The following is a 21,422-nucleotide window of genomic DNA, read 5'->3' as shown; positions in this document are numbered from 1 at the left end:
GTAAATTATGACAGCAATTCGTTATGAATTTATTAAAACTTGTAAACAAACGGGTGCGCGTTTAGGTCGAGTACATACGCCACACGGTTCATTTGATACACCAACATTTATGCCAGTTGGTACACTTGCAACAGTTAAAACGATGTCGCCAGAAGAATTAAAAGCAATGGATTCTGGCATTATTTTAAGTAATACGTATCACTTATGGTTACGTCCAGGTCATGAAATTGTACGCGAAGCAGGCGGTTTGCATAAATTTATGAACTGGGATCGTGCAATCTTAACGGATTCTGGTGGTTTCCAAGTATTCAGTTTAAGTGACTTCCGCCGTATTGAAGAGGAAGGTGTTCATTTCCGCAATCACTTAAATGGCGATAAATTATTCTTATCTCCAGAAAAAGCGATGGAAATCCAAAATGCATTAGGTTCAGATATTATGATGGCATTTGATGAGTGTCCACCTTTCCCAGCTACTTTTGAATACATGAAGAAGTCTGTAGAGCGTACAAGCCGCTGGGCAGAGCGTTGTCTAAAGGCGCATGAGCGTCCACAAGATCAAGGTTTATTCGGTATTGTGCAGGGCGGGGAGTTTGAAGAACTTCGTCGCCAAAGTGCGAAAGATCTTGTTTCAATGGACTTCCCTGGCTATGCTATAGGCGGTCTATCTGTTGGTGAACCGAAAGATATTATGAATCGTGTGCTTGAGTTTACAACACCACTTCTTCCTGATGATAAACCACGTTACTTAATGGGTGTAGGTTCTCCTGACTCGTTAATTGATGGTGCGATTCGCGGTGTTGATATGTTCGACTGTGTACTTCCAACTCGTATCGCTCGAAATGGTACATGTATGACAAGTGAAGGCCGTCTAGTTGTGAAAAACGCGAAATTCGCTAGAGACTTCGGGCCGCTTGATCCGAACTGTGATTGCTACACATGTAAAAATTATTCTCGTGCGTACATTCGTCACTTAATGAAATGTGATGAAACATTCGGAATTCGTTTAACGTCTTATCACAACCTTCATTTTCTGTTAAACTTAATGGAGCAGGTGAGACAAGCTATTCGTGAAGACCGTCTTGGCGATTTCCGCGAAGAGTTCTTTGAACAGTATGGCTTTAATAAACCGAATGCTAAAAACTTTTAATACATAATTTAAAAGGAGGAACACAAGATGAATGCAGGTATGATGAATATCGTTATGATTGTTGCGATGTTTGCGATTTTCTATTTCTTATTAATTCGCCCGCAACAAAAGCGTCAAAAAGCAGTTGCTCAAATGCAAAATGAGTTATCAAAAGGTGATGCTATCATAACGATTGGTGGCTTACACGGTACAATCGAATCAGTAGATGAAACGAAAATCGTTGTTAAATCTGGTGGTTCACACTTAACTTTCGATCGCAATGCGATTCGTGAAGTTGTGAAAAACTAATGAGGGAGGCCCTGCATGAAATGTGCAGGGCCTTTTTTTAATTATTTTGTTTTGACATATTTACACCGAAAATACCACCGAGTGTACTCGCACCCATTAATGCTAATTGGTAGAGTAACTGTGAGTTCGATAAAGTTTGAGAGAAGCCTAAATAGTTAACGAGAAAGACGAGAAGAGTGAATGTGAGTCCTGTAGTGAAACCTACTAACCACCCTTTTCCTTGTGCCTTTTTACCAGCAATAAATCCAGACATAAGCATAGATAGAAGGGCTAGTATAAAAATAGTGATTACTAATGTCCCTTCATTAATATTCGTGAATTTTAATAAAAGAGCCATGATCATACTTGTAATAGATGCGAGGATTAATAGGGTAATAATACCGAAGCCGATTGCACCCGATAATTTTTTCGTTCCATCCATTATGCATTCCCCCTTTTTAATACAAGCATATTTTCATTTTGTTTAAGTTAGACTAGTTTCTTTTTTGTAGGGGAGCCTATAAGTAAAAAAAGGAGATGTTGAAATGGAATGGGTATCCATAATTGGTCGGACGATGCTTTTGTATGTCATCATATTAATTATTTTTCGCTTGATGGGAAAACGTGAAATAGGAGAATTAAGTGTATTAGATTTAGTCGTATTTATTATGCTTGGTGAAATGGCTGTTGTTGCCATTGAAAATACAGATAAATCCCTTTTACATCAATTAGTTCCGATGACTTTTCTTATGTGCATACAAATTGTTTTGTCAGTTATTTCTTTAAAGTTTCAACGATTTCGGCATTTAATAGAAGGGGAGCCTGCTATTCTTGTGAATGCAGGTAAAATTGATGAAAAAAAGATGCGGAAGCAGCGCTATAATATAGATGATTTAATGATGCAACTAAGAGAGCAAGGGGTCGGAGATGTGCGGGATGTGGAATATGCTATTTTAGAACCGTCAGGGAAGTTATCTATTTTTCAAAAACAAAAAAGTAAAAAGAGTAAAAATGATACGCCAATTTTTACACTCCCACTAATTATTGATGGAGAAATTCAATCTAATCATTTGCAAATGATTGAACATACAGATGAATGGCTCATTGGAAAATTAAAAAACTTAGGTTATAACGATATAACACAAATTTTATACTGCAGCTTTCAAAACGGCCAATTTTTTGTTGATTCGAAAGAAAACTAGAGGCTTACCGTATTAAATAGTAAGCCTATTTACTTCAAAAATGAAAGTTTCCGAATGATAGGGAGACGACTTAATTCTTCTTTTCGAATGAGTTTGAAAACGAAGAGGAGAACGATATAAACGATTGTTGTTAAGGTGATTTCCCATAATGTTTGTACGCCAAGTGAATGGGAGAAAATAATATACTTATGAAGGTAAAAACCGAAGGCGCCTGCAATACCGATAGCAAGTCCGCCAAAAATATAGTCTTTTGCATAAATAGTAAATTTAATTTTCTTCAAAACAGTAGCGTAGTGAAGGAATGTTACAGTTACTATATTTGCTGCGATTGCGAGGGCAACCCCCATCATTTGGAACTCTGGGCGTGAAGCGAGTGCAAAAATAACGATTAATTTTACGATAGCACCAATAAAGGTGTTCATCATAGCAGCGCGTGCTAAGTTTAAAGCTTGCAACACAGATGTAAGGGGACTTTGGAAATAATGAAATAAAAAGCAGGGTGCAAGAAGCTGGATGAACGCTGTCGCGTTGTCTGAGCCGTACATGAGAGTTAAAACTGGAGAAGCAAATACATATAATATAACGACTGACCATCCGCCGGTTATTAAGGAAATTCGAAGTGCTTGTTGTAATCGGTGTTCCACTAATTTGTGTTGTCTCTTTGCCATTGCCTCGCTAATTGAAGGGACGAGTGCTGTAGAAAGAGCGTATGTAATGAAGGCAGGTAGTGATAGAAGCGGGAAGGCATAACCGTTCAACATACCGTATTGCTGTGTTGCGACAGAAGCGGCAACCCCGGCAATTGCTAAGCTTTGCATAACGACGATAGGTTCAAAGAAATAGGAAACGGAACCGATTAAACGGCTTCCTGTAGTTGGAAGTGCGATATCCATAAGAGAATAAAATGTATTTTTGCTCTCCTTTACCGTAGTGAAAAACCCAGAGCGTATAGATAAATGTTTTTCGCGCTGGAATAAAGTAAGTAAAAATAATAAAGATGCAACTTCGCCAAGAACGGCTGATAGCATAGCGCCAGCTGCAGCATATTCTACGCCGTAAGGTAAAAATAAACGAATGCATACAGCGATAATTGTAATGCGGACAACTTGTTCTATGACTTGAGCATAAGCGCTAGGCTTCATATTTTGTTTCCCTTGGAAATAACCACGTAAAACGGAAGAAACTGCAATAACAGGGACGACAGGTAAAATAGCCATTAATGGATAGTACGTTCTTTCATCTGTTAATAATGTTTTTGCTAAAATAGGTGTGAGTAGCATAATTCCAATTGTTAAAATGATACTAATAATGGATGTAACGGCTAGCGAGACAGTTAATATTTTTTTAACTCTTTGTTTATCGTTTACTGCTTCTGCTTCTGCTACAAATTTTGCAATCGCAACAGGAAGGCCGATTTGTGTTAATGTAATTGCTAAAATGAAGGTGGGAACAGCCATCATATAAAGGCCGACGCCTTCTTCTCCTAAAATACGTGCCATTACAATGCGGTTAATAAATCCAAGGATTTTTGTAATAAAGCCAGCTATCATTAAAATAAATGCACCTTTTAAAAAGCTTTGTCTCGTCATGGTCTTCTCCTACCTTCTCAAAATCAGTGGAATGATTTACAATAATTTATATGCACGTATGAGACAAGAATGACAAGCATTTAAGAGAGTGAAGTATTGAGGGTACTCTTGAAAGTGGTTATTGCTGTCCATTAGAGCGGGATTAAAAGCGACTTTTCGTGCTGAAATCAGAAGGAGATGTTATAGATGTTGGATAAAGAGGCTTTGGTAGAATCATACCGCGGACAGTTACAAGTCGTTTTAGAAAGTAAAGTAGAAGAGTTTCAAATGTTTGGTTATGACCGAGTGACAGATAATGATATTTGGAAGTTTCTCAAGGCGAAAAAGTGGAAAAAGATAGACAATGATGTTAGGTTATATGAATTAGTAAATGATGTATTAAGAGTAAGTACTAATGAATATATGAATTATTTAACTGTTGAAGCATATCAAGCACCACTTTGGTCGTTTGATGAATATGAAAATAAATAACCGACTGCAATTGGTTTGTTCTTCCTTTTGCAGTATAATGATAGGTATTGATAAAGAGGAAATAATTATGTCAGAGATTCTATGTAAAGGAGGTAGCGAAAAGAAAAATAAATAATAAAAGTATAGGTATTGTGAAGCGCATACCTATACAGCTAGTGGGAACTAGCAAAAAACATGTATTTTACAGAAAGGAAGTCTACTAACTAGGCGTATGCACACGTGCAAAAGTGAATCGTAAAAGATTTATTGAAAGTGTTAGTAGCAGAAAGAGGGTACATATGGCAAAGCGTGGTACGAGAATTGCCGCCTTTTTCCTCATCGTCTTATTAATCGGTGGAGTAATTGGTGCGGCAGGAAAAGACATAGCAAAAGGAATTAGTCTAGGACTAGACCTTCGCGGTGGTTTTGAAGTTCTGTATGAAGTAAAACCAGCCAAACAAGGTGATAAAATCGATCGTGATGCACTTGTAAGTACAGTAGGTGCTCTTGAAAATCGTGTCAATGTTCTTGGTGTAAGTGAGCCGAACATTCAAATCGAAGGGGAAGATCGAATTCGTGTACAGCTTGCTGGTGTACAAGATCAGCAAAAAGCACGTGAAATGTTATCGACACAAGCGAAATTAACATTCCGTGATGTGAATGACAATCTTCTTATGGACGGGACGGATTTAAAAGGCGGCGGAGCGAAGCAAACATTTGATGAGCAAGGTCGTGCGAGCGTAGGTCTTACACTAAAAAGTGCTGAAAAATTCCGTGAAGTAACTGAAAAGATTTCAAAAATGCCACCACCAACGAATTTAATGGTAATTTGGCTTGATTTTGAAGAAGGAAAAGATTCATATAAAGCAGAATCTGCAAAACCGAATCCGAAGTTTTTATCAGCAGCAACAGTAAACCAAGTATTTAACCAAGCTCAAGTATCTATCGTAGGTGGAAACTTCACAGTTGAAAGTGCGAAAGAACTTTCATCTTTATTAAATGCAGGTGCACTTCCTGTTGATTTAAAAGAAATGTATTCAACATCTGTTGGAGCGAAATTTGGTCAACAAGCATTAGAGCAAACGATTTTCGCTAGTGCGATCGGTATTGCTATTATCTTCTTATTCATGCTTGTATTCTACCGTCTACCAGGACTAGTAGCGGTTATAATGTTAGGGTTATACATTTTCGTTACACTGCTTGTCTTTAACTGGATGCATGCAGTTCTTACGTTACCAGGTATTGCGGCATTAGTGCTCGGGGTTGGTATCGCAGTTGATGCGAATATCATTACGTACGAGAGGTTGAAGGAAGAGCTGAAAATTGGTAAGTCGCTGATGTCAGCATTCCGTGCTGGTAACCATCGTTCATTATCGACAATTTTAGATGCGAACGTTACAACAATTGCAGCAGCTGGTGTATTATTCGTTTACGGTACAAGCTCTGTAAAAGGATTCGCAACAAGTTTAATCGTAAGTATTTTAGTTGGTTTCGTTACGAATGTATTCGGTACTCGTTTCTTACTAGGTTTACTTGTAAAGAGCCGTTACTTTGATAAGAAACTATCTTACTTTGGTGTTAAGCAAAAGGATATTATTCCATTAACAAAAGGTGTAGTACATCCACCGACGAGATTTGATCGTATTAATTTCGTAAATATCGGTCATAAATTCTTCTTATTCTCAATTGCAGTTGTAATTGCTGGGGCAATTATATTACCGATCTTCAAAATGAATCTTGGTATTGACTTTGCAAGCGGTACACGTATCGACTTGCAATCAAAACAAGCACTTACTGTGTCTGACGTTCATAAAGATTTAGCAGAATTGAAAATTGATGTGAAGGAAGAAGATATTGTACCGACCGGAGATGATAATAAAGGTTTCGCAGTTCGTACAGTAGGTGTTCTATCGAAAGATGAAATTGCGAAAACAAAAACATTCTTCCACGATAAATATGGTACGGATCCAAACGTAAGTACAGTTTCACCGACAATTGGGAAAGAAATTGCGCGAAATGCATTTATCGCAGTATTAATTGCTTCTGCAGTAATCATTTTATACGTAAGTATTCGTTTCCGTCTTACGTACGCAGTATCTGCAGTAATCGCATTATTACATGATGCATTCGTTATGATTGTTATGTTTAGTCTTTTCCAGATAGAGGTAGACTTAACGTTTATCGCTGCGGTATTAACGATTATTGGTTACTCTATCAATGACTCAATCGTTACGTTTGATAGAAACCGTGAGTTATACAAACAGAAAAAACGAGTTCGCGACATAAAAGACCTAGAAGAAATCGTAAACGCAAGTATTCGTCAAACAATTGGTCGTTCAATTAATACAGTGTTAACAGTGTTATTCCCAGTAATCGCACTACTTATTTTCGGTAGTGAATCACTGCGTAACTTCTCGCTTGCATTATTAATTGGATTAATTGTAGGTACGTACTCTTCTATTTTCGTTGCCTCTCAAATTTGGTTACTACTTGAAAACCGTCGTTTGAAAAAGGGTAAAAACAAGAAGAAGGTTGAGAAAGAAGTATCTGAACCGCAAGTATAAAAAAGGTGATGCCTCATAATGAGGCATCTCTTTTTCGTTTGTGGATACAATAAGATAGCGACTTTTGAAAGGATAAAATGGAAGGAAGTGGTGGTGTTATCGTCGTTTTTGTTACAATAAAAAAGAGAGGTTAAGAAAAGAAGGGATTTTAATTATGGAAAAAGATGAACGTTTTAAACAGGCCGAGTTTGGTGCTATTGTCGGAATCGTTGGTAATATTATATTAGCGATTGTAAAAGCGGTAATTGGTTATATTGGAAACAGTAAGGCACTTTTAGCGGATGCGGTGCATTCTGGATCAGATGTAATTGGCTCGTTAGCTGTACTTTTTGGATTGCGAGCAGCAAAGCAGCCGCCTGATGAAGATCATCCGTATGGTCATGGTAAAGCGGAATCGATTTCAGCGATTATTGTTGCGGTATTATTATTTATTGTTGGCTTGGAAATTGTGATTTCGTCTATAAAAGCTTTTTCACAAGATTTAGAACCACCAAAAGGAATTACGATTTTTGCAGTTATTCTTTCGATTGTAGTGAAAGAAGGGATGTTTCAGTATAAATATCGATTAGGCAAGAGGATAAATAGTGATGCAATTATTGCAAATGCATATGAACATCGTTCGGATGTGTTTTCTTCAATTGCAGCTTTAATCGGCATTTGTGCAGCTATTATCGGCGGTAAGTTAGGTATAGATTGGCTTGTATATGCCGATCCAATTGCGGGGTTATTTGTCTCAGTTCTCGTTGCTAAGATGGCGTGGAGTATTGGAGCAGAAGCTATTCATGCAACGCTCGATCATGTTCTGCATGAAGAAGATGTTGTTCCGCTTAGAGAGGCAGTTTTTCAAGTGGAAGGTGTGAAAAAAATCGGCTCTTTATATGCAAGAGAACATGGCCACTATGTTATTGTTGATATTAAAGTATCTGTAGATCCATATATCACTGTAGAAGAAGGTCACCGCATCGGAAAACATGTAAAAGAAATACTTATGAAACAAGATAACGTACAAAATGTTTTTGTACATATTAATCCGTATTCTCCAAATTAAACATAACGGATATTTAATTATATAGATATCGAATCGTAGTTTGCATTATATTGTCACCCCTTAATCTGTCTTGTATAATGGATAGGTTAAGGGGTGATTTCGTGTTACAACCGAAGACGCGTTGGAAAGAAAAAGAATATAATGAGGAACTAGTGAGTGAATTAGCAAATAAATTGCAACTATCGCCTCTTGTGACTTCATTATTTCTCGGCAGAGGCTTAAATACAGAAGATAAGATTGTAGACTTTTTAAATACAGCAGATCAAGAATTTCATGATCCATTTTTACTTGAAGGGATGGATCGGACTGTAGAACGTGTGAAAAAAGCCATTGAAAATGGAGAACAAATATTAATATTTGGCGATTATGATGCGGACGGAGTAAGTAGTACGACTGTGTTATATCTCGCTCTCCAAGAATTAGGTGCAGAAGTAGAGTTTTATATTCCAAATCGTTTTACTGAAGGCTATGGACCAAATGAAGAAGCGTTTCGTTGGGCGCATAGTGCAGGGTTCTCGCTAATTATTACTGTCGATACTGGTATCGCAGCGGTACATGAAGCGAAGGTAGCGAAGGAACTTGGAATAGATCTTATTATTACAGATCATCATGAGCCACCACCAGAATTACCAGAGGCACTTGCGATTATTCATCCGAAATTAGAAGGCGGTGTTTATCCGTTTCATTATTTAGCGGGTGTTGGTGTTGCATTTAAAGTTGCACATGCACTTTTAGGCCGTGTACCAGAGCATTTATTGGAAATTGCAGTAATCGGTACGGTAGCCGATTTAGTATCGCTTCACGGTGAAAATAGATTGTTAGTACAGCGTGGACTGAAGCATATGCGAATGACTCGAAATATCGGTTTAAAGGCGTTATTTAAAGTTGCTAACGTTTCGCAAAGTGAGATTACTGAAGAAAGCATTGGATTCTCACTCGCACCTCGTATTAATGCAGTTGGTCGTTTGGAAGATGCAGCGCCTGCTGTACACCTTTTGTTATCAGAAGATCCAGAGGAAGCGAAAGAGCTAGCTGAAGAAATTGATGAGCTGAACAAACTTCGAAAAGATATTGTAAAGCAAATTACTGAAGAAGCTATCGCTGAAGTCGAAAATAAATTCCCGCCGGAAGAAAATAAAGTATTAGTCCTTGCAAAAGAAGGCTGGAATCCAGGGGTAATTGGAATTGTCGCTTCTAAGTTGGTAGAGCGTTATTACCGTCCAACAATTGTGTTAAGTATCGACCCTGATAAACAAACAGCAAAAGGGTCTGCGCGTAGTATTGCAGGCTTTGATTTATTTGCAAATTTATCAGACTGCCGTGAATTACTGCCTCATTTTGGTGGACATCCAATGGCGGCAGGAATGACACTTCATATGAATGATGTGGACGAGCTACGCCGCCGTTTAAATGAACAGGCAAATGTAATTTTAACGCCGGAAGATTTTATTCCGATTACAGCTGTAGATGCGGTTTGTAAAGTAGAAGATGTAACGCTTGCTTCAATCGAAGAAATGCAAAAGTTAGCACCATTTGGTGTTGGAAATCCAAAACCGCGCATCGCAGTTAGGGATGCGGAATTAGAAAGTATTCGTGCAATCGGGTCAGATGGATCGCATTTGAAAATGGCCCTTCGTAACGGACAAGCAACACTTGATACAATTGGATTTGGATTTGGTGCTTATGCGAAAGAAATCTCTCCAGTTGCGAAGGTTTCTGTAGTAGGAGAAGCGTCCATTAATGAATGGAATAACTTTAAAAAGCCGCAATTAATGGTACAAGATATTGCTGTGGAGGCATGGCAATTATTTGACTGGCGTAGTATGCGTAATGTAGAAGCAAATTTAGCAGAACTTCCGAAAGAAAAAATAACCATGGTGTATTTTTCTGAAGAGGTATTGAATAAGTTTTCTTTAGAAGACTATAAAGAACAGCTCGTACATGCATCAGAGGTAGCTCATTTAGATGATCAATACATCGTGTTACTTGATTTGCCGAAAGGAACAGATGAATTAGGTAATTTATTTAAAGTAGGATTCCCTGCTCGAATTTATACGCTATTTTACCAAGAGAATAATCACTTATTTAGTACAGTTCCAACGAGGGAACACTTTAAATGGTACTATTCTTTCTTGAGCCAAAAAGCGCCATTTTCGTTAAGACAATATGGGGAACAACTATGTCGTCATAAAGGATGGTCAAAAGATACAGTAAATTTCATGACACAGGTGTTTTTTGAGTTAGAATTTGTTACAATAAAAGACGGTGTCATTTTTATGGCAGACAAAAAACAAAAGCGTGATTTAATTGAATCGAACACATATCGTGAAAAAATGAACCACTTACAATTAGAAAAAGAATTGGTTTATAGCACATATCAGCAACTATATACATGGTTTGAAACGATTCGTAGTCATAAAGAAGTAGAACAGTTAGGGTAAAGGTTTTGTATTTATAAACCTTTTAGATCTGAGGAGGATTCAGAAATATGGATTTCAAGCAACATATCGCAATTGTACCGGATTATCCAAAAGAAGGTATTGTGTTTAAAGACATTACACCTTTAATGAACGACGGTAAAGCATACAAAGCAGCAACAGATGCAATCGTTGAGTACGCAAAAAAAAGAGATATCGACGTTGTAGTAGGGCCAGAAGCACGTGGCTTTATTATCGGTTGTCCTGTTTCTTATGCATTAGAAGTAGGGTTTGCACCAGTTCGTAAATTAGGAAAATTACCACGTGAAGTAATTACAGTTGACTACGGTAAAGAATATGGAACAGATGTTTTAACAATCCATAAAGATGCAATTAAGCCAGGGCAACGTGTATTAATTACAGATGACCTATTAGCTACAGGTGGAACAATCGAAGCGACAATTAAGCTAGTTGAAGAGCTTGGCGGAGTTGTAGCAGGAATTGCATTCTTAGTAGAGCTTACTTACTTAGATGGTCGTAAAATGTTAGATGGTTACGATGTATTAGTATTAGAAAAATACTAATCACTATATAAAAAACTACGGTGATAAAAAGTACCCGTGAATCTCTTGGAGAGGATCGGGTACTTTTGTATAATTGAACAAAAAATCATGGTGAAATGTCAGTAAAATCTTTTCCTTTTCACAATTCACAATCATTGGGTTATAATGATAGAATATAATTTATTCTGTTTAATAAAGATAAAGTCAATTTTCAATAAAAGGTGATTCGATGGCAAATGAGCAAGTACTAACAGCTGAACAGGTACTCGAGAAAGCAAGTCAATATTTAGCGGTTGATGATATTGGGCTAGTGGCACGTGCTTATGAATATGCGCGTGATGCACATAGCGAACAATATAGAAAATCGGGTGAACCATATATTATTCATCCAATTCAAGTTGCAGGTATTTTAGTCGATTTACACATGGATCCAGCGACAGTATCTGCAGGGTTCTTGCATGATGTAGTGGAAGATACAGAAATTACATTAGAAGATATTGAACGGGAATTTAATAAAGAGATCGCTATGCTTGTCGATGGTGTTACAAAGCTTGGAAAGATTAAATATAAATCTCATGAGCAGCAACAAGCAGAAAACCATCGCAAAATGTTTATTGCAATGGCTCAAGATATTCGAGTTATTTTAATTAAACTAGCTGATCGTCTTCATAACATGCGTACATTGAAACATTTGCCTCAAGAGAAGCAGCGTCGCATTGCAAACGAAACGTTAGAAATCTTTGCACCTTTAGCACATAGACTCGGAATTAGTACTATTAAATGGGAGCTAGAGGATACGTCACTTCGTTATTTAAATCCGCAGCAATATTATCGTATTGTGAATTTAATGAAGCGTAAACGTGCAGAGCGCGAAGAATATTTAGATGAAGTAATGACTGGCATTCGTGAGAAATTAAAAGAAGTTGCAATTCAACCTGAGATTTCTGGAAGACCAAAGCATATTTACAGTATTTATCGTAAGATGGCACTGCAAAATAAACAGTTTAATGAAATTTATGATTTATTAGCTGTACGTGTCGTTGTAAATAGTATTAAAGATTGTTATGCGGTACTTGGGATTATTCATACGTGCTGGAAGCCAATGCCGGGGCGTTTTAAAGATTATATTGCAATGCCGAAAGCGAATTTATATCAATCTCTTCATACGACTGTAATTGGGCCAAAAGGTGATCCACTTGAAGTGCAGATTCGTACGAAAGAAATGCATGAAATTGCAGAATTCGGGATTGCAGCACACTGGGCGTATAAAGAAGGAAAAGCAGCAGAAACAACGGGTACGTTAGAGAAGAAACTAACATGGTTCCGTCAAATATTAGAATGGCAAAATGAAGCTTCTAATGCAGAAGAATTTATGGAGTCATTAAAAATTGATTTGTTCTCTGATATGGTATTTGTCTTTACACCGAAAGGCGATGTAATGGAGTTACCACTTGGCTCTGTTCCAATTGATTTTGCGTATCGTGTCCATTCGGAAATTGGAAACAAAACAATTGGTGCAAAAGTAAATGGGAAAATGGTGACACTTGATTATAAATTAAAAACGGGTGACATCATTGAAATTTTAACATCGAAACATTCGTATGGCCCGAGTCAAGATTGGGTAAAACTTGCTCAAACATCTCATGCGAAAAATAAAATACGTCAATTCTTTAAGAAGCAACGTAGAGATGAAAATATTGAAAAAGGCCGTGAGCTTGTTGAAAAAGAAGTGCGTGGCTTAGAGTATGAGATGAAAGAAGTATTAGCGCTTGATAATTTAAAACGTGTTGCTGAGAAGTTTAACTTTGCAAATGAAGAAGATATGTTTGCAGCAGTTGGATATAGCGGAATTACAGCGTCGCAAATTGTTACGCGACTAACGGACAAGTTCCGTAAGCAACGTGAAGAAGAAGAAATCGTTGAAGTTAAAGAAGTTCGTAAACCGATGAAAATTCGAAAATGGGATTCTGGTGTAAAGGTAAGTGGTGCAGATAATTTGTTAATTCGTTTATCAAAATGCTGTAACCCAGTTCCAGGCGATGATATCGTTGGGTATATTACGAAAGGTCGAGGCGTATCAATTCACCGTTGCGATTGCGTCAATGTGCATACAGAAGAAGCGGTAGAGCGTTTACTAGAGGTAGATTGGGAAGGTAGTCCTGAAAAAGAAATTGAATACAATGTTGATATTGAAATTTCAGGCTATGATCGTCGTGGTTTATTGAATGAAGTATTACAAGCTGTTACAGAAACGAAGACGTATATCTCAGCTGTTTCTGGTAGAAGTGATCGTAATAAGATGGCAACGATTAACATGTCGATTTCTATTCGAAACCTACAACACTTGAAAAAAGTAGTAGAGCGCATTAAACGTGTTCCGGAAATTTATGCCGTACGACGCATGATGCATTAATAGGGAGTGTAGAAAAGATGAGAGTTGTTTTACAACGATCAAAGGAAGCGTCTGTCACAGTAGATGGTGAGATTGTAGGACAAATTCCATTCGGTGTAACATTACTAGTTGGCATTACGCATGAAGATACAGAAAAAGATGCAACTTACATCGCAGAAAAAATTGCAAACCTACGTATTTTTGAAGATGAGAGTGGAAAGATGAACCACTCTGTACTTGATATGAAGGGACAAGTTCTATCTATTTCGCAATTTACATTATACGGAGATTGTCGTAAAGGAAGACGTCCAAACTTTATGGATGCTGCGAAACCTGAATACGCAGAGCGTTTATATGATTTCTTTAATGAAGAAGTTCGTAAACAAGGACTACATGTGGAGACAGGACAGTTCGGAGCAATGATGGACGTTTCTTTAATCAATGATGGTCCGGTGACCTTAGTTGTGGAAAGTAAATAGTGTTACCTAAGAAGAGAGGATTATAGTATCCTCTCTTTTTTCATACATTGTGGTATGTTTTGTTTAGTTACAATAGGAATAATATGTTTATTTGGAATCAATAGCTGTTTCTGCTATGTATAACTATCTCATCAATATGGAACAATAAAAAGTAAAACAACCATATCGAATGTGAGGGATATACGTATGCGTATGAATGAAAAAGGGCATTCTGTTACAAATGGTGCAAATCAACTGTTTAACGTAAATTTACATGATTTTATTTCAAAAGAACAAAACAATACTTCAATGGAGCTTGCTTCAGAGTTCGGGATTTCACTGCAAGATGTAAAGCGCCTAAAGAAGCAAATTGAGCGCTCTTAGAGCACTTGACAATCCTACTCAACAAACGTATAGTAATTTTATATTTACATATGAATATAGCCGTTGATAGAGGAGAGTAAATGAGATACACATGGAAAGAGAAGAAATGTCCTAGGCTGAAAACATTTCTACATGATGACTGATTGAATGACACTCTGTAGGTTTCAACTTGAAAGGCTTATACGCTTAGTAGAGATGAACGCAAATTTAAGCGTTATTAAAAAAGTGGAAGCATACGTGCTTCAATTAGGGTGGCACCACGGGTATAATACTCTCGTCCCTACTGTTCAAACAGTAGAGGCGGGAGTTTTTTTATTTTTATTAAGATTAAAACAATTTGAGGAGGAACTGAATATGTCTATTCAAATCCCACGCGGAACGCAAGATATTCTTCCAGGTAGTGTAGAGCTATGGCAGTATATCGAAGGGCAAGCGCGCGACATTTGCCGTCGTTACAATTATAAAGAAATTCGTACACCGATTTTTGAACATACAGAGCTATTTTTACGTGGTGTTGGTGATACGACAGATATCGTACAAAAAGAAATGTATTCATTCCAAGACCGTGGAGAGCGTAGTTTAACATTACGTCCAGAAGGTACTGCACCTGTTGTACGTTCTTACGTTGAAAACAAAATGTTCGGTGATGCAACACAACCAACGAAATTATACTATATCGGCCAAATGTTCCGTTACGAAAGACCACAAGCAGGTCGCTATCGTCAATTCGTACAATTCGGTATTGAAGCAATCGGTAGTAACGATCCAGCAATTGATGCAGAAGTAATTGCGCTTGCTGTAGAGTTTTATCGCGGCATGGGCTTAAAAAATATTAAAGTTGTATTAAATAGTTTAGGTGATGCAGCGAGTCGTCAAGCACACCGTGATGCGTTAATTGCTCACTTTGAGCCGCGCATCGGAGAATTCTGTTCTGATTGCCAATCTCGCTTAGAAAAAAACCCTCTTCGTATTTTAGACTGTAAGAAGGACCGTAATCATGAATTAATGAGCACAGCACCATCTATTACAGAATACTTAAACGAAGATTCAGCAGTATACTACGACAAAGTACAAGAACTACTAACGATGATGGATGTTCCATTTGAGAAAGATCCGAATTTAGTACGTGGTTTAGACTACTACCAACACACTGTTTTTGAAATTATGAGTGAGGCAGAAGGTTTCGGTGCTATTACAACATTAAGTGGCGGTGGCCGTTATAACGGACTTGTGCAAGAAATCGGTGGACCGGAAATGCCAGGTATCGGTTTTGCGATGAGTATTGAGCGTTTAATTATGGCGCTGAAGGCTGAAAATATTGAGTTACCAATTGAACATAGTATTGATTGTTACGTTGTAGCACTTGGTGAAAAAGCGAAAGACCATGCTGCGAAAATTGCGTTTGATCTTCGTAAAGCTGGATTATCAGTTGAAAAAGATTATTTAGATCGCAAAATGAAAGCACAATTTAAATCTGCAGATCGTTTAAATGCGAAATACGTAGCTGTATTAGGGGAAGATGAGCTAGATAAAGGCATCATTAACTTAAAAGATATGGCGACAGGCGGACAAGAAGAAGTAGCATTAGATGTATTTGCTTCATACGTAGCAGAGAAATTAATATAGGGGGAACTTACAGTGGCTGAAAGAACACATGCATGTGGAAAAGTAACAGTAGAAGCAGTTGGACAAGCAGTTCAATTAAAAGGTTGGGTACAAAAACGCCGTGATTTAGGTGGATTAATCTTTATCGACTTACGTGACCGTACAGGAATCGTACAAGTTGTATTTAACCCAGAAACATCAAAAGAAGCGCTAGAAATCGCAGAAACAATTCGTAGCGAATACGTATTACACGTAGAAGGTACAGTTGTTGAGCGTGGTGAAGGTGCAATTAATGACAATATGGCAACTGGCCGTATTGAAGTACAAGCAACGAAGGTAAACGTATTAAACGCAGCGAAAACAACGCCAATCATTATTGCTGATGATACAGATGCATCAGAAGATGTGCGTTTAAAATATCGTTACTTAGATTTACGTCGTCCTGTAATGTTCAACACATTCAAAATGCGTCACGACGTAACAAAAACAATTCGTAACTTCTTAGATACAGAAGATTTCTTAGAAGTTGAAACACCAATTCTAACGAAGAGCACGCCAGAAGGAGCTCGTGACTATTTAGTACCAAGTCGTGTGCATGACGGTGAATTCTATGCATTACCACAGTCTCCGCAGTTATTTAAACAGCTTCTTATGGTCGGCGGATTTGAGCGTTACTATCAAGTAGCACGTTGTTTCCGTGACGAAGATTTACGTGCGGACCGTCAACCGGAATTTACGCAAATCGATATCGAGGCATCATTCTTAACACAAGATGAGATTTTAGAAATGATGGAGCGTATGATGACGAAAGTCATGAAGGATGCAAAAGGTGTAGAAGTTAGTGCACCATTCCCTCGTATGAAATATGCTGATGCAATGGCTCGCTACGGTTCTGATAAGCCAGATACACGCTTTGAAATGGAACTAACAGACCTATCTGAGTTTGCAGCAGATTGTGGATTTAAAGTATTTACAAGTGCGGTAGAAAGCGGCGGACAAGTAAAAGCAATTAATGCAAAAGGTGCAGCGAGCAAATACTCTCGTAAAGACATCGATGCATTAACTGAATTCGTAAAAGTATACGGTGCAAAAGGTTTAGCTTGGCTTAAAGTGGAAGAAGACGGCTTAAAAGGACCGATTGCGAAATTCTTCGGTGAAGAAGATGCAAACGTGTTAATGAGTACATTAGAAGCTAACGCTGGCGACTTATTACTATTCGTAGCAGATAAGAAGAGCGTTGTTGCAGATAGCTTAGGTGCACTTCGTTTACGTCTAGGTAAAGAACTTGAGCTAATTGACGAAAGTAAATTTAACTTCCTATGGGTAACGGATTGGCCACTTCTTGAGTACGATGAAGATGCAAATCGTTACTTCGCAGCTCACCACCCATTCACAATGCCATTCCGTGAAGACGTTGAGCTATTAGAAACAGCACCAGAAAAAGCGCGTGCACAAGCATATGACCTTGTATTAAATGGTTATGAGCTTGGTGGTGGATCACTTCGTATTTACGAGCGTGACGTGCAAGAAAAAATGTTCAAAGCACTTGGATTCTCACAAGAAGAAGCGCAAGAGCAATTCGGATTCTTATTAGAAGCATTCGAATACGGTACACCACCACATGGCGGAATCGCATTAGGTTTAGACCGTCTAGTTATGTTACTTGCAGGTCGTACGAACCTTCGTGATACAATTGCATTCCCGAAAACAGCAAGTGCAAGCTGTCTATTAACAGAAGCTCCAAGCCCAGTTGCAGAAGCGCAGCTTGAAGAGTTGAACTTGAAATTGAGCTTGAAAGAAGAGAAGTAAGAGAAGTAAAAATAGGGTCTAGATGGTTATACTAATACCATCTAGGCTTTTTTTAAACTTGTATTTAGGAAGAAATAAAAGCCGGTTTATACTATGTTTTCATTATCGAAATATGTATTTTTAGGAATTCTATAACTTTTTCTATACAAATAGTCGGAAAAACGCTAGAATACATGGTAGACCATTTTTGTAATAGGAGTGTAGAGCTGAATGTTACATCAATTTTCACGTAATGAATTAGCCTTTGGAAAAGAAGGCCTTGAAATATTAAAAAATAGTACAGTCGGTATTTTAGGAATTGGCGGCGTAGGGTCATTTTCGGCAGAAGCGTTAGCACGTTCTGGCGTAGGACGTCTCGTATTAGTCGATAAAGACGTTGTAGATATTACAAACGTAAACCGTCAAATTCATGCTTTAGTATCTACTGTAGGACGTTCAAAAGTAGAATTAATGAAAGAGCGTATTGCAGACATTAATCCAGAGTGTGAAGTAATTGGACTAGAAATGTTTTATACGGATGAAACATATGAAGAGTTCTTTAAGCACGGCTTAGATTTCGTAGTGGATGCATCTGATACGATTACGTTCAAAATTCATTTAATTAAACAATGTTTACGTCGTAAAATCAAAATTATCTCATGTATGGGTGCAGCAAATAAAATGGACCCAACTCGTTTCCGTATTGCGGACATCTCTAAAACACATACAGATCCAATTGCGAAAGTAATTCGTACGAAGCTTCGTAAAGAGGGTATTAAAAAAGGTGTAAAAGTTGTCTTCTCTGACGAAAACCCAATCGTAATTCGTGAAGAAGTACGTAAAGAAATCGTACCGGACGAAAATGCAAAAATTCGTAAAGCGAAATTACCACCTTCTTCAAATGCATTCGTACCATCTGTGGCAGGCCTAATTATGGCAAGTCACGTTGTACGTGAGCGTATTAAAAACGTAGAAGTGAAACGTGTAGGGCAAGAATAAAAAGAAAGCATATATCCGTCTAGGATATATGCTTTTTCTATTATGTTTTAAAGAATTGCTGAAATTTGCAATACTAATAATTCAAATGTAAGTAATCCTAATAAAGAATAATCGTATTTATCCGACTTATAGGCGGAAGTCTTTTTTAAACTGTGAATGGTGAAAAGACCTAAAGTCAGGACGAGAACACTGAGTGTTATTTTGAAGACTATTAATGAAATAGCGATCAGCTCCTTTCAATCGTATATGTTTATAGTGGCATGTAATTGAAGTGTATCCAATTAATTCCAAGTGTTGCCTTATACGACAGGTCGGCTTTTTTGTGAATATTTGTCGGTAAATCGATATTCCTTGTCGAATCGCCGATATAATTTCCTTTACCAATATGCTGTCCACAGAGGAAACAAAAAAGGATGTCACTTAGCCGGAAAATTGGGCTAGGTGACATCCTTTTTAATTCTCTGCAGAATATATAATATCTAAATTTCCATTTTGATCTGTTTTGAAAATGGGAGCGATCTGTTCTTCTTGTTCTTCAACTGAAACGAGTTTTCGGGCACGGTCCATAATTCTAACAAGCATGGCATAATCTTCTTCGATTGCTTGTTGTTTTTTTGTGAGAACAGCTAATTTTGCTTCAAGTTCATTGTTCGTTTTTTGCAGGGAAGTGAGCTGATCTTGTAATACATCATTTTCAGTTTGTAACTTTGCGAGTGAAGGGTTATTGTACTCCAAGTTTTGCAAAAATGAGATGACATTTTGCATTGTAAAATCTTGTTTATTTGGGGCAATATCTTCTGAAAACTCGGCATCGATTACGAGTTGCCGAGTTTGTGTGAACTGCTCTTTTTCTATTTTAGCTTCCGAACGCTTTAATTCTTTACGTTGTTTTTTTGCAATCTGCACCGCATCTTCATAATTTGGTCTTACTTCAGCATTCCATCTAAAGCCGCAAGCTGCTGAAGTTCGGTTTAACGTATCGCCAACTTCATCGAATGCTTTTATTTGTGTACTTCCGCTGCGAATATGTCGTAAAACAGTTTCTGCTAACAGGAGATCGTCTTCTTTTGTCCATGCATCTTGACGTGTTTTCATAAGCGAAGCCTCCGTAATGGTGACGTTTTCGCTTATATTACCCTTTATTCTTTGTTTTATGCGAACTTTGTAATCTTTCATAAACTGTAGAAAGTGCTTGTTCAAATTTCCCTGTCGTTTTCGGTTTATAATATTGCTTGTTTTTTATTTTATCAGGTAAGTATTGTTGTTGTACCCAGCCATTTGGATGGTCATGCGGATATAAGTATCCGAGGCCTCTACCTAACGATTCAGCACCTTTATAGTGACTGTCTTTTAAATGACTTGGAATATCACCTGTTTGACCGTTACGTAAATCATGTATTGCGGCATCAAGTGCTTTATAAGCTGAATTTGATTTTGGTGATAGGCAAAGCTCGATAACGGCATTTGCAAGTGGTATACGTGCCTCTGGGAAGCCAACACGTTCAGCTGATTCAATCGCTGCTAGTGTACGTGGTCCAGCTTGCGGGCTAGCAAGTCCGATATCTTCATATGCCATAATAAGAAGGCGTCTACCAATGCTTTGTAAATCACCAGCTTCAATAAGGCGTGCTAAATAATGAAGTGCTGCATTTACATCACTTCCGCGCACTGATTTTTGAAATGCTGATAATACGTCATAATGAGCATCTCCACCTTTGTCATGAACGAAACTCTTTTTTTGTAAGCATTCTTCGGCGATTTCTAGCGTGATTTCCGCAGCCTTGTCGTCAGTTGTAAAGCTAGATAAAACAGCTAATTCAAGTGCATTATAAGCTGAACGCATATCTCCGCCTGACGCATTTGAAAAGTGATGTAATGCTTTATCAGTAACAGTTACATCATATTCCCCAAGCCCTTTTTCTTTATCTTCAAGTGCTCGTTTTAAACCGATCAAAATATCATCTTCTGTTAATGCGTGTAATTCGAAAATTTGACAACGACTTCGAATAGCAGAATTAATAGCATGGAACGGATTACTCGTCGTTGCACCGATTAAAGTAAGGAGTCCACTTTCTAAATGAGGTAATAGAAAGTCCTGTTTCGCCTTATCTAGCCTGTGAACTTCATCCAAAATTAAAACGAGGTGTCGATGCATCTTCGCTTCTTGTACGACAACTTCCATATCTTTTTTATTATGCGTAACAGCGTTTAATAGACGAAACGGGGTTCCTGTACTTCCTGCAATCGCGCTAGCAATCGATGTTTTTCCTGTGCCTGGAGGACCGTATAAAATCATCGATTGAAAATGATTTGCTTGGACCATTCGCCATAAAATCTTTCCTTCACCAACTAAATGCTGTTGTCCGATAATTTCTTGAATATTCGTAGGGCGCATTCGATGTGCGAGTGGTTGTTTCATTTTGACCTTCTCCCTTAATGTATAATCTCAATCTATCGTATCATTTTTTTTAATGGAATTTGAAATAAGATGCTGTTTTGTGGGAAAAATAAATATAAATATTTTCATTTTTCTTTCAATTGTAATAATT

General features: G+C 37.7%; 18 protein-coding genes and 1 other annotated feature. Of the genes, 14 read left to right on the top strand and 4 right to left on the bottom strand.

Annotation, left to right across the window (positions count from 1 at the left end; genetic code table 11):
- The first annotated feature begins 7 nt into the window (after nt 1-7).
- The gene (tgt, locus tag KI356_RS13810) at nt 8-1,147 is read left to right on the top strand and encodes a tRNA guanosine(34) transglycosylase Tgt (protein WP_000125368.1); all 1,140 of its coding nucleotides are present in this window, start codon (nt 8-10) and stop codon (nt 1,145-1,147) included.
- 27 nt (nt 1,148-1,174) lie between these two features.
- Nucleotides 1,175-1,435 carry a preprotein translocase subunit YajC gene (gene yajC, locus KI356_RS13805; protein ID WP_128280857.1) on the top strand — a complete coding sequence of 87 codons (261 nt, stop codon included), beginning with the start codon at nt 1,175-1,177 and terminating at the stop codon, nt 1,433-1,435.
- Between the two features lie 37 nt (nt 1,436-1,472).
- Here the strand turns inward: yajC and KI356_RS13800 are convergent, their stop codons facing one another.
- Nucleotides 1,473-1,856 carry a TIGR04086 family membrane protein gene (locus KI356_RS13800; protein WP_002112005.1) on the bottom strand — a complete coding sequence of 128 codons (384 nt, stop codon included), beginning with the start codon at nt 1,854-1,856 and terminating at the stop codon, nt 1,473-1,475.
- Between the two features lie 103 nt (nt 1,857-1,959).
- Here KI356_RS13800 and KI356_RS13795 point away from each other — a divergent pair, with 103 nt between their 5' ends.
- Nucleotides 1,960-2,616, top strand: coding sequence for a DUF421 domain-containing protein (locus KI356_RS13795; RefSeq protein WP_128280858.1), 657 nt, complete (start codon nt 1,960-1,962; stop codon nt 2,614-2,616).
- 29 nt (nt 2,617-2,645) lie between these two features.
- On the opposite strand, the gene spoVB is transcribed toward KI356_RS13795, so the two are convergent.
- Nucleotides 2,646-4,205, bottom strand: a complete 1,560-nt coding sequence (gene spoVB, locus KI356_RS13790) for a stage V sporulation protein B (protein ID WP_128280859.1) — start codon at nt 4,203-4,205, stop codon at nt 2,646-2,648.
- A 186-nt stretch (nt 4,206-4,391) separates the two neighbouring features.
- Here spoVB and KI356_RS13785 point away from each other — a divergent pair, with 186 nt between their 5' ends.
- From KI356_RS13785 to KI356_RS13735, 11 genes are all read left to right on the top strand, one after another.
- On the top strand, nt 4,392-4,676 hold the full coding sequence (locus KI356_RS13785; protein ID WP_128280860.1) for a post-transcriptional regulator: 285 nt from the start codon (nt 4,392-4,394) through the stop codon (nt 4,674-4,676).
- A gap of 278 nt (nt 4,677-4,954) precedes the next feature.
- On the top strand, nt 4,955-7,219 hold the full coding sequence (secDF, locus tag KI356_RS13780) for a protein translocase subunit SecDF (RefSeq protein WP_212935684.1): 2,265 nt from the start codon (nt 4,955-4,957) through the stop codon (nt 7,217-7,219).
- Between the two features lie 154 nt (nt 7,220-7,373).
- Nucleotides 7,374-8,267 (top strand): cation diffusion facilitator family transporter, encoded by an 894-nt coding sequence (locus KI356_RS13775; RefSeq protein ID WP_212935683.1) that lies wholly within the window; start codon nt 7,374-7,376, stop codon nt 8,265-8,267.
- Nucleotides 8,268-8,368: 101 nt separating this feature from the next.
- Complete coding sequence (gene recJ / locus KI356_RS13770; protein WP_002122712.1) at nt 8,369-10,708, top strand: single-stranded-DNA-specific exonuclease RecJ; 2,340 nt, start codon at nt 8,369-8,371, stop codon at nt 10,706-10,708.
- Nucleotides 10,709-10,755: 47 nt separating this feature from the next.
- On the top strand, nt 10,756-11,268 hold the full coding sequence (locus KI356_RS13765) for an adenine phosphoribosyltransferase (protein WP_000346222.1): 513 nt from the start codon (nt 10,756-10,758) through the stop codon (nt 11,266-11,268).
- A gap of 208 nt (nt 11,269-11,476) precedes the next feature.
- On the top strand, nt 11,477-13,660 hold the full coding sequence (gene relA, locus KI356_RS13760) for a GTP diphosphokinase (protein ID WP_212935682.1): 2,184 nt from the start codon (nt 11,477-11,479) through the stop codon (nt 13,658-13,660).
- Between the two features lie 17 nt (nt 13,661-13,677).
- Complete coding sequence (locus tag KI356_RS13755; protein WP_002122709.1) at nt 13,678-14,118, top strand: D-tyrosyl-tRNA(Tyr) deacylase; 441 nt, start codon at nt 13,678-13,680, stop codon at nt 14,116-14,118.
- Between the two features lie 186 nt (nt 14,119-14,304).
- Complete coding sequence (locus tag KI356_RS13750; protein WP_002015300.1) at nt 14,305-14,481, top strand: hypothetical protein; 177 nt, start codon at nt 14,305-14,307, stop codon at nt 14,479-14,481.
- A 54-nt stretch (nt 14,482-14,535) separates the two neighbouring features.
- Nucleotides 14,536-14,766: a binding site (T-box leader), on the top strand.
- A 69-nt stretch (nt 14,767-14,835) separates the two neighbouring features.
- Nucleotides 14,836-16,107, top strand: coding sequence for a histidine--tRNA ligase (hisS, locus tag KI356_RS13745; RefSeq protein ID WP_128280865.1), 1,272 nt, complete (start codon nt 14,836-14,838; stop codon nt 16,105-16,107).
- 12 nt (nt 16,108-16,119) lie between these two features.
- The gene (gene aspS, locus KI356_RS13740; protein ID WP_212935681.1) at nt 16,120-17,895 is read left to right on the top strand and encodes an aspartate--tRNA ligase; all 1,776 of its coding nucleotides are present in this window, start codon (nt 16,120-16,122) and stop codon (nt 17,893-17,895) included.
- Between the two features lie 210 nt (nt 17,896-18,105).
- Nucleotides 18,106-18,873: a tRNA threonylcarbamoyladenosine dehydratase gene (locus KI356_RS13735; protein ID WP_000903182.1), complete on the top strand. Its 768-nt coding sequence runs from the start codon at nt 18,106-18,108 to the stop codon at nt 18,871-18,873.
- A gap of 453 nt (nt 18,874-19,326) precedes the next feature.
- Here KI356_RS13735 and KI356_RS13730 read toward each other — a convergent pair whose 3' ends face one another.
- A complete protein-coding gene (locus tag KI356_RS13730) occupies nt 19,327-19,968 on the bottom strand; it encodes an RsfA family transcriptional regulator (RefSeq protein ID WP_128280867.1) in 642 nt (213 codons plus the stop codon).
- A 37-nt stretch (nt 19,969-20,005) separates the two neighbouring features.
- The gene (locus KI356_RS13725; protein ID WP_212935680.1) at nt 20,006-21,292 is read right to left on the bottom strand and encodes a replication-associated recombination protein A; all 1,287 of its coding nucleotides are present in this window, start codon (nt 21,290-21,292) and stop codon (nt 20,006-20,008) included.
- Between the last annotated feature and the right edge of the window lie 130 nt (nt 21,293-21,422).

This window comes from Bacillus hominis (assembly GCF_018332515.1).
In the GTDB taxonomy this organism is placed as follows: Bacteria; Bacillota; Bacilli; order Bacillales; family Bacillaceae_G; genus Bacillus_A; species Bacillus_A hominis.
The sequence above is the reverse complement of the archived record's forward strand: the minus strand, read 5'-3'. Positions and strand labels throughout refer to the sequence as shown.

Excerpts from the sequence above, each read along its gene's own strand:
- tgt (WP_000125368.1), top strand. The coding sequence starts at position 8 with ATGACAGCAATTCGTTATGAATTTATTAAAACTTGTAAACAAACGGGT.
- yajC (WP_128280857.1), top strand. The coding sequence starts at position 1,175 with ATGAATGCAGGTATGATGAATATCGTTATGATTGTTGCGATGTTTGCG.
- KI356_RS13800 (WP_002112005.1), bottom strand. The coding sequence starts at position 1,856 with ATGGATGGAACGAAAAAATTATCGGGTGCAATCGGCTTCGGTATTATT.
- KI356_RS13795 (WP_128280858.1), top strand. The coding sequence starts at position 1,960 with ATGGAATGGGTATCCATAATTGGTCGGACGATGCTTTTGTATGTCATC.
- spoVB (WP_128280859.1), bottom strand. The coding sequence starts at position 4,205 with ATGACGAGACAAAGCTTTTTAAAAGGTGCATTTATTTTAATGATAGCT.
- KI356_RS13785 (WP_128280860.1), top strand. The coding sequence starts at position 4,392 with ATGTTGGATAAAGAGGCTTTGGTAGAATCATACCGCGGACAGTTACAA.
- secDF (WP_212935684.1), top strand. The coding sequence starts at position 4,955 with ATGGCAAAGCGTGGTACGAGAATTGCCGCCTTTTTCCTCATCGTCTTA.
- KI356_RS13775 (WP_212935683.1), top strand. The coding sequence starts at position 7,374 with ATGGAAAAAGATGAACGTTTTAAACAGGCCGAGTTTGGTGCTATTGTC.
- KI356_RS13765 (WP_000346222.1), top strand. The coding sequence starts at position 10,756 with ATGGATTTCAAGCAACATATCGCAATTGTACCGGATTATCCAAAAGAA.
- relA (WP_212935682.1), top strand. The coding sequence starts at position 11,477 with ATGGCAAATGAGCAAGTACTAACAGCTGAACAGGTACTCGAGAAAGCA.
- KI356_RS13755 (WP_002122709.1), top strand. The coding sequence starts at position 13,678 with ATGAGAGTTGTTTTACAACGATCAAAGGAAGCGTCTGTCACAGTAGAT.
- KI356_RS13750 (WP_002015300.1), top strand. The coding sequence starts at position 14,305 with ATGCGTATGAATGAAAAAGGGCATTCTGTTACAAATGGTGCAAATCAA.
- hisS (WP_128280865.1), top strand. The coding sequence starts at position 14,836 with ATGTCTATTCAAATCCCACGCGGAACGCAAGATATTCTTCCAGGTAGT.
- KI356_RS13735 (WP_000903182.1), top strand. The coding sequence starts at position 18,106 with ATGTTACATCAATTTTCACGTAATGAATTAGCCTTTGGAAAAGAAGGC.
- KI356_RS13730 (WP_128280867.1), bottom strand. The coding sequence starts at position 19,968 with ATGAAAACACGTCAAGATGCATGGACAAAAGAAGACGATCTCCTGTTA.
- KI356_RS13725 (WP_212935680.1), bottom strand. The coding sequence starts at position 21,292 with ATGAAACAACCACTCGCACATCGAATGCGCCCTACGAATATTCAAGAA.